The organism is Thalassolituus sp. UBA2009, assembly GCF_002335285.1.
Taxonomy (GTDB): domain Bacteria; phylum Pseudomonadota; class Gammaproteobacteria; order Pseudomonadales; family Oceanobacteraceae; genus Venatoribacter; species Venatoribacter alkanivorans.
In genome coordinates, this window is sequence record NZ_DDCJ01000016.1 from 1 (window position 1) to 7,906 (window position 7,906).

Below are 7,906 nucleotides of genomic sequence, written 5' to 3' on the forward strand. Positions count from 1 at the left end.
CTGGCGACGCACCAGAATCTGCGTGCACTCGTGGTCGATGTTCACTTCCATCTTATCCACTTCGTCTTCACGGCGGATAACATCATCGGCCACACGGGTATCACCGCTGCAGATAGCCTCAATTGCATTAGCCACCTGACGCTCGACCAGACCACCCATACCCATCATATGGTTGCGGATCGCTTCCAGATCAGCGTTAAACTGTCCGGAAATATGCTGGTTAAAATTCATTTCCATTGTCGCGTCCCCTTACCCGAAACGGCCGGTGATATAGGCTTCTGTTAATGTGTGCTGAGGCGTCGTAAACACCTGATCGGTCGGGTTTACTTCAATCAGCTGACCAAGGTGGAAATACGCCGTACGCTGTGACACCCGCGCAGCCTGCTGCATGGAGTGGGTTACGATGGCGATGGTGTAATTCTCACGCAGTTCGTCGATCAGTTCTTCAATCTTAGCCGTTGCAATCGGATCCAGCGCTGAACAGGGTTCGTCCATCAGAATCACTTCCGGATCGACCGCAATAGTGCGGGCGATACACAGACGCTGCTGCTGACCACCGGACAAACCTGTGCCGGGTGAGTGCAGACGATCTTTTACTTCATTCCATAAGCCGGCACGCTGCAGACTTTTTTCCACAATCTCGTCCAGATCAACACGCGAATGCGCCAGGCCATGAATACGTGGGCCGTAAGCAACGTTGTCATAAATCGACTTGGGAAATGGGTTTGGCTTCTGGAACACCATACCAACCCGCGCACGTAAAGGCACGACATCCACTTTAGGATCGTAAATATTTTCACCGTCGAGCAGAATTTCACCACTGATACGGCAGATATCGATGGTGTCATTCATGCGGTTCAGACAACGCAGGAACGTCGATTTACCGCAACCGGACGGGCCGATCAGGGCGATCACTTCGTTGGCACCGATATCCAGGCTGACATCAAAAATGGCCTGTTTTTCACCGTAAAAAACGCCAACATCACGGGCCTTTAATTTCGGATTTTCACAAAAAGCGGCGCCATTGGTTTTGTGGTTTTCGATGATGCTCATAATCTATTTAATCCAATCAAATCGTTAATGTGTCAGACCACTTACCAGCGGCGTTCCAGACGACGGCGCAGCATCACCGCGGCGGTATTCATCGTCACCAGGAAGCCCAGCAGCACCATAATGGCACCGGACGTACGCTCCATAAAGGCACGCTCAGGACTGTCTGACCAAAGGAAAATCTGTACCGGCAATACGGTTGACGGGTCATTCACAAAACCCGGCACGTCGACCACAAAGGCCACCATACCAATCATCAGCAGCGGTGCCGTTTCACCCAATGCCTGAGCCATACCAATAATGGTACCGGTCAGCATGCCCGGTAATGCCAGCGGCAATACATGGTGAAAGACCACCTGCATTTTCGAAGCACCCAGACCAAAGGCCGCTTCGCGGATGGATGGCGGTACGGCTTTAATCGCTGCACGACCGGAAATAATAATGGTCGGCAAAGTCATCAGCGTCAGCACCAGGCCACCGACCAGTGGGGTGGAACGTGCCACACCGAAAATATTAATAAAAATAGCCAGACCGAGCAGACCAAAAGTAATGGATGGCACTGCCGCAAGGTTATTGATATTAATTTCAACAAACTCGGTAATTTTGTTACGCGGAGCAAATTCTTCCAGATAAATAGCCGCCGCCACACCAATCGGGAACGACAGCAGAAAGGTAACCAGCAAGGTCAGGAAGGTACCGGTAATAGCACCACGGATACCGGCCAGCTCAGGCTCACGCGAATCACCGTTAACAAAGAACAAGGTGTTGAACTGGGTCTTCAGCATGTCCTGATCAATCCACTGCTCAAGCCATTTCACCTGAGTTTCACTCATACGGTTATTATGAAGCTCGGTTCCACGGTCATGTTTGAACCACTGATCAACATCGTCATCCGCAATCAGGTTAACACTCAGCTTCTTGCCCAATAACGACGGGTCTGCAATCACCGCTTCCTGCAGCTGCCAGGCTGCACCGGCACTGATCATGCTGTACAGCTGGCGGCGCTCACCGCGCCCCTGCGGCTGCACCATAGCTTTGAAGTGCTGCTTAATCAGACCTTCGAAATCAGCATTACGGATTTCCTGGTCATCGGCTTTTTTGTTAATACCGAGAAAGTCTGCATCGATCAGAATTTCGGTCTGAATAACCGTCTGACGGAACGCCGACGCACCTTTATTGATGATGTCGCCAAACAATCCCACCAGACACAGCAGACCAAACAACACCGATGCCATACCGTACGTGCGGAAACGCTTTTCCGCCGCACGGCGGCGCACCATGCTTTTTTCAACTTTTTCGCGGGTACTCATAGAGGTATTAGTCATATTGTTCCCGATATTTCTGTACTACTTTCAGGGCAACGAAGTTGAGCGCCAGCGTCACCAGGAACAGCACCAGTCCCAACGCGAAGGCCGCCAATGTTTTCGGTGAATCGAATTCCTGGTCACCCACCAGCAGGGTTACGATCTGTACGGTTACGGTGGTCACCGAATCCAGCGGGTTAGCCGTCAGATTCGCAGCCAGACCGGCCGCCATGGCAACGATCATGGTTTCACCAATGGCACGCGATACCGCCAGCATAATGGCACCAACAATACCGGGCAGAGCTGCCGGAATAACCACTTCTTTAACGGTTTCGCTCTTGGTGGCACCCAGACCATAACTGCCATCGCGCAGCGATTGTGGCACGGCGTTGATCACGTCATCCGACAACGATGAAACGAACGGAATAATCATAATCCCCATCACCAGACCGGCGGCCAGCGCACTTTCCGACGATACCGTCAGCCCCATCGACTCACCCAGCTCACGGATCACCGGAGCCACCGTTAACGCGGCAAAGAAGCCGTACACAACGGTTGGAATACCAGCCAGAATTTCCAGCGCCGGTTTGGCGTACTGGCGGATAGTCGGCGTGGCGTATTCCGATAAATAAATCGCCGCCATCAGACCAACAGGCACCGCGATAAACATCGCGATTAAAGAAATAAGCAAGGTACCGGCAAACAGTGGTACCGCACCAAAACTGCCGGAGGAGCCGGATTGGTCGGCACGCAGAGCCACCTGAGGAGACCAGGTGGTGCCAAACAGAAATTCAAACGGGCTGACTTTACCGAAGAACTGCCACGCCTCGTACAGCACTGACGCCAGAATACCGAGGGTGGTCAGTACCGCCACACCGGAGCTGGCAAACAGCAGACGGCGGACAATGCTTTCAACCTCGGTACGGGCGCGCATATCGGCTTTAATGCGGCGCCAGGTTAACGCAATACCCAACAGCGCCAGCGACAACACCATGCCACTGTGCAACAGCAGAGTACGTTCCTGCAGTTCGATCAGATGGCGCACCGCCGGTTCCAGCTCCGGTGCCGCACTGATACCTGAACCAATAGCCAGATTGTGCACCTTGCTGATGGCAAGCTGAATATCCGACGGACTGCCCTGCTGAATGGCTTCCGGCAGCTGGGCGATCAGCAGATGATCAATGACCGGCGCTTCCGCCAGACTCCAGATCAGCAGCAGTAACAGTGGCGGCAGGCCCGTCCACAGGGCCATTAACGCACCATAGTGAGTTGGCAGTGAGTGCAGGCGCATGCCCTGACTGGCAATTGCCCGGGCCCGGTTCCGTCCCAGCAGATAAGCTCCGCCGAGAAGAATCAGAACCGCAATGATCAAGCTACTGTAATTCATGGGTCATTGATCTTTAAGTGGTTGTGACATGCAAAAGCCGAGGCGATTGCCTCGGCTTTTGCCGCGAGTCTTCAGACCGCGCTCGCTGCTTACTTAGCGGCCAGCGGAGTCAGATTTTTTACATTATTCAGAACACGGGCACGTTCTTCATCCATCATCGGAATCATGCCTTTTTCAGCCAGGTAACCATCTTCACCCATCGCACGCTCAGAGGTGAACTCAGCCAGATACTCTTCAATGCCCGGGATAACACCAACGTGTGCCTTCTTAACATAGAAGAACAGTGAACGGCTGACCGGGTAAGAACCATCAGAGATCGCTTCAAAGGTCGGCAGTTTACCGTCAACAACAGAACCCTGCACTTTATCTGCATTCTGCTCCAGGAAGCTGAAGCCGAAGATGCCGAACGCATCCGGGTTCGCGACCAGTTTCTGTACGATCAGGTTGTCGTTTTCACCGGCTTCAACATAGCCGCCATCTTCACGCAGGCCATGGCAAACGGCTTTGAATTTTTTCTCATCCGTTTTCTTCATCGCTTTGATGAATGGAAATTGCTGACAGCCACCTTCCATCGCCAGTTCTACGAAGGCATCACGGGTACCGGATGTTGGTGGTGGTCCCAGTACTTCGATTTTTTTCGCTGGCAGAGCAGGGTTTACGTCTTTCCAGGTTTTGTATGGGTTCTCAATCAGGGTATCGGAACCGTCTTTGGCAGGAACCATTTTCGCCAGCGCCAGGAACATATCTTTACGGGTCAGTTCCATGCGTGGAGCCGTTGCCGCATTGGCAAAGGCAATGCCGTCATAACCAATCATGACTTCAACAATCTCAGTTACACCGTTTTTGGCGCACAGCTCGATTTCAGAAGATTTGATCGCACGGGAAGCGTTGGTGATATCCGGAGTTGCATCACCCACACCAGAACAGAACAGCTTCAGGCCACCACCGGAACCGGTTGATTCAACTTTCGGGGTACGGAAGTTGGTTGCTTTACCGAAACGCTCAGCCACAACGGTAGAAAACGGGTAAACCGTTGAAGAACCTACGATGCTGATGTAATCACGTTCAGCGTGAGCCGTAACACTTACGACAGAGGCCAGCAGTGCGGCGCCGGCTAACAGAGCTTTTTTCATCTTTGCTTCCTTTTGTATTCCGGTTGTTACCAATCCAGGAACAGCGTTGGCTATTGGATGAACGTGATTATTGGAGTGCAATGTTACAGAAATATGACAGTCGGGCAATTTATTACAGCACTATGACAGTTATGTGACACAGAAACCGGGCTGCAAGCCGCATGTCCTGTGGGTATAATGCGCCGCCCGGGTCATAACAACCCGTGTTACACCGCCAATAATAAGAGCCCCTGATGACTCAAATTTTGCTGAATTCCCTGTTGCAGCTGAACCGGTTAACCCGGCTTATCGGCGAATCCGTACGCTGGCTGTCGCTACTGATGGTTATCTTTTCCTGCCTGGTGGTGGTTCTGCGCTACAGCTTCAGCATTCCGTCCATCGCCCTGCAGGAAGCGGTGATGTACCTGCACGCCTCACTCTTTATGCTCGGTGCCGCCTATACCTGGCAGCAGGGCGGCCATGTGCGGGTGGATGTGTTTTACCGCAACTGGAGCGCACAGCGTCAGGCCTGGGTCGACCGCCTTGGCATTGTGTTGCTGGTGCTGCCCGTCTGCCTCTTTATGCTCTGGGTCAGCTGGGATTACGTGGCCAGCGCCTGGGCCATTGGCGAGAAGTCCCCCGAAGCCGGAGGCCTGCCCTTTGTTTACCTGCTCAAGAGCCTGATTGTTGCCCTGCCACTGCTGATTATCCTGCAGGCGCTGGCCGAGCTGGCCAACACCTTCGTGCAGCATCCGGGTGCCGATGAAAGCGCGGAGGTGGAAAAACACTATGGCTGAGTTAATGCCGCTGCTGTTATTCGCGCTGGTCTGCATCGTGCTGATGTGTGGCTTTCCCGTGGCCTTTACCCTGGCCGGCACCTCGCTGCTGTTTGCAGGTGTCGGTGTATTAACCGGCACGCTGGATGAGGCCTTTCTGCACGCGCTGCCGAACCGTATGTTCGGCATTCTCAGTAACCAGATTCTGATCGCCGTACCGCTGTTTGTATTTATGGGCGTGATGCTGGAGAAATCGCGTATCGCCGAGCGTTTGCTGCGCAATATGGGCCTGCTGTTCGGCCCGGTGCGCGGTGGCCTGGGCTTTTCCGTGGTGATTGTTGGCATGCTGATGGCGGCAAGCACCGGTATCATCGGTGCCACCGTGGTGACCATGGGCCTGATCTCACTGCCGACCATGTTGCGTCAGGGCTACAGCCCGGCGCTGGCAACCGGCAACATCTGCGCGACCGGCACCCTCGGGCAGATTATTCCACCGTCAACGGCACTGATTATTCTGGGCGATGTGCTGTCCAGCTCATACCAGCAGGCACAACTGAAGATGGGTATTTTCAGCCCGGAAACCGTATCCGTTGCCGATCTGTTTGTCGGTGCGCTGATTCCCGGACTGATGCTGGTTGCAGCTTATTTGCTGTACATCGGTCTGGTGGCTCTGTTCCGCCCACAGGCCGCACCGGCCGTGAGTGACCGGCCGCCGCTGAATGGCGCTTTTGTGCTCGAATTACTAAAAGGGCTGCTGCCACCACTGGCGCTGATTATCGCTGTGCTCGGCTCTATTCTGACCGGAATTGCCACACCCACCGAAGCCGCCGGTATCGGTGCCGGTGGCGCCCTGCTGCTGGCCATTGCCTACCGCGAGTTTGATATTGCGCGCTTAAAAGAAGTGATGGATGCCACCCTGCAGGTGACCAGCATGGTGTTCCTGATTTTTATTGGCGCTGCGCTGTTCTCTCTGGTATTTCGTGGTTTTGGTGGCGAAGAGCTGGTGCATTCGGCCTTTACCAGCCTGCCCGGCGGCGTGTTCAGTGCCATGCTGATTGTGATGCTGGTGATCTTCCTGCTCGGTTTTATTCTCGACTTTATCGAGATCACCTTTGTCGTGGTGCCTATTGTTGCACCGGTACTGCTGATGATGGGGGTCGATCCTGTCTGGCTGGGCATTATGATTGCCATTAACCTGCAGACCTCATTCCTCACGCCACCCTTTGGTTTCGCCCTGTTTTACCTGCGCGGTGTGGCACCGAAGGAAATCGCCACCCGCACCATTTATCGCGGTGTAATGCCTTTTATTGCCATCCAGCTGTTGATACTGGTACTGCTGGCCTGTTTCCCACAATTGGCGACTTGGTTACCGGAACAGCTCTATGGCTGATCCGGCCTGCCGCTAAAGTCGTATTGGCAGCGGATGTGCTGGAGGCAGAAAACCAGTACACTCCGCACAAAATAATTCCAACCAGGTAGAACCCCATGGACCCGAAAGAGGACGCCGTCGATCATCCACGCGGAGATTCCCTCGAAGAAGCACGCGAAGATTGTGAGCCAACCCCGGAAGGCGAGCTGACCCTGCGCCTGATTCCAACCCGCAGTGAAACCAATGTGCACGGCGACATCAGCGGTGGCTGGGTAGTCGCGCAGATGGACCACGCCGCGGAAAGTGTTGCCAGCCGTCTGGCTCAGGGCCGCATTGCCAATGTGGCACTGGAATCGGTGGTATTTATGTCGCCCATCCGCGTGGGTGCGGCCGTATGCTTCTACACCCGCCTGCTGGATATCGGCACCTCATCCATCCGCATCGCTATCGAGGTGTGGACGCAAAACCCGAACGAAGTTGAGCGCCGCAAAGTCGTTGATGCTGTGTTTGTGTATGTTGCGATCGACGAAACCGGGCGTATCCGCCGCGTTCCGCGCTGAGAAAAGCTGAAAGAGCAGGAGCCGGACGGCTCCTGCGGGCTGTACTTACTGCTTAACCGGACGCGCCCAGCCCGTCACGTTGCGCTGTTTACCCCGTGCCACGGCCAGTTCGCCCTCAGCCACTTCTTTGGTGATTACCGAACCGGCGGCGACCGTTGCGCCTGCGCCAATTTTTGCCGGTGCCACCAGCGACGAGTTGGAGCCGATAAAGGCATTGTCGCCGATTTCGGTTTTAAACTTGTTTACGCCGTCGTAATTGCAGGTGATGGTGCCCGCACCAACGTTCACATCTTTACCAATCTCAGCATCACCGATGTAGGTCAGGTGGTTCACCTTGGAACCTTCGCC

General features: G+C 54.3%; 9 protein-coding genes. 3 read left to right on the forward strand and 6 right to left on the reverse strand.

Annotated elements, in window-relative coordinates; translation table 11 throughout:
* The 5 genes from B3P58_RS01535 to B3P58_RS01555 form a co-directional block, all read right to left on the reverse strand.
* Positions 1-237 (reverse strand): PhoU domain-containing protein (locus tag B3P58_RS01535; RefSeq protein WP_286715575.1); only part of this gene is annotated, 237 nt, incomplete at its 3' end.
* A gap of 12 nt (positions 238-249) precedes the next feature.
* A complete protein-coding gene (gene pstB / locus B3P58_RS01540) occupies positions 250-1,053 on the reverse strand; it encodes a phosphate ABC transporter ATP-binding protein PstB (protein WP_145467507.1) in 804 nt (267 codons plus the stop codon).
* Positions 1,054-1,094: 41 nt separating this feature from the next.
* Complete coding sequence (gene pstA, locus B3P58_RS01545; protein ID WP_286715578.1) at positions 1,095-2,375, reverse strand: phosphate ABC transporter permease PstA; 1,281 nt, start codon at positions 2,373-2,375, stop codon at positions 1,095-1,097.
* Positions 2,368-3,741: a phosphate ABC transporter permease subunit PstC gene (gene pstC, locus B3P58_RS01550; RefSeq protein WP_286715579.1), complete on the reverse strand. Its 1,374-nt coding sequence runs from the start codon at positions 3,739-3,741 to the stop codon at positions 2,368-2,370. Before pstC ends, pstA begins: the two co-directional genes overlap by 8 nt.
* Before the next feature lie 89 nt (positions 3,742-3,830).
* The gene (locus B3P58_RS01555) at positions 3,831-4,874 is read right to left on the reverse strand and encodes a PstS family phosphate ABC transporter substrate-binding protein (protein ID WP_286715581.1); all 1,044 of its coding nucleotides are present in this window, start codon (positions 4,872-4,874) and stop codon (positions 3,831-3,833) included.
* 233 nt (positions 4,875-5,107) lie between these two features.
* Here B3P58_RS01555 and B3P58_RS01560 point away from each other — a divergent pair, with 233 nt between their 5' ends.
* From B3P58_RS01560 to B3P58_RS01570, 3 genes are all read left to right on the forward strand, one after another.
* Positions 5,108-5,650, forward strand: coding sequence for a TRAP transporter small permease subunit (locus B3P58_RS01560; RefSeq protein WP_286715583.1), 543 nt, complete (start codon positions 5,108-5,110; stop codon positions 5,648-5,650).
* Positions 5,643-7,019 (forward strand): TRAP transporter large permease, encoded by a 1,377-nt coding sequence (locus B3P58_RS01565; protein WP_286715584.1) that lies wholly within the window; start codon positions 5,643-5,645, stop codon positions 7,017-7,019. The genes B3P58_RS01560 and B3P58_RS01565 overlap by 8 nt, the downstream gene beginning before the upstream one ends.
* A gap of 95 nt (positions 7,020-7,114) precedes the next feature.
* A complete protein-coding gene (locus B3P58_RS01570) occupies positions 7,115-7,558 on the forward strand; it encodes an acyl-CoA thioesterase (RefSeq protein ID WP_145467496.1) in 444 nt (147 codons plus the stop codon).
* Positions 7,559-7,603: 45 nt separating this feature from the next.
* Here the strand turns inward: B3P58_RS01570 and B3P58_RS01575 are convergent.
* Positions 7,604-7,906 (reverse strand): DapH/DapD/GlmU-related protein (locus B3P58_RS01575; protein ID WP_286715587.1); only part of this gene is annotated, 303 nt, incomplete at its 5' end.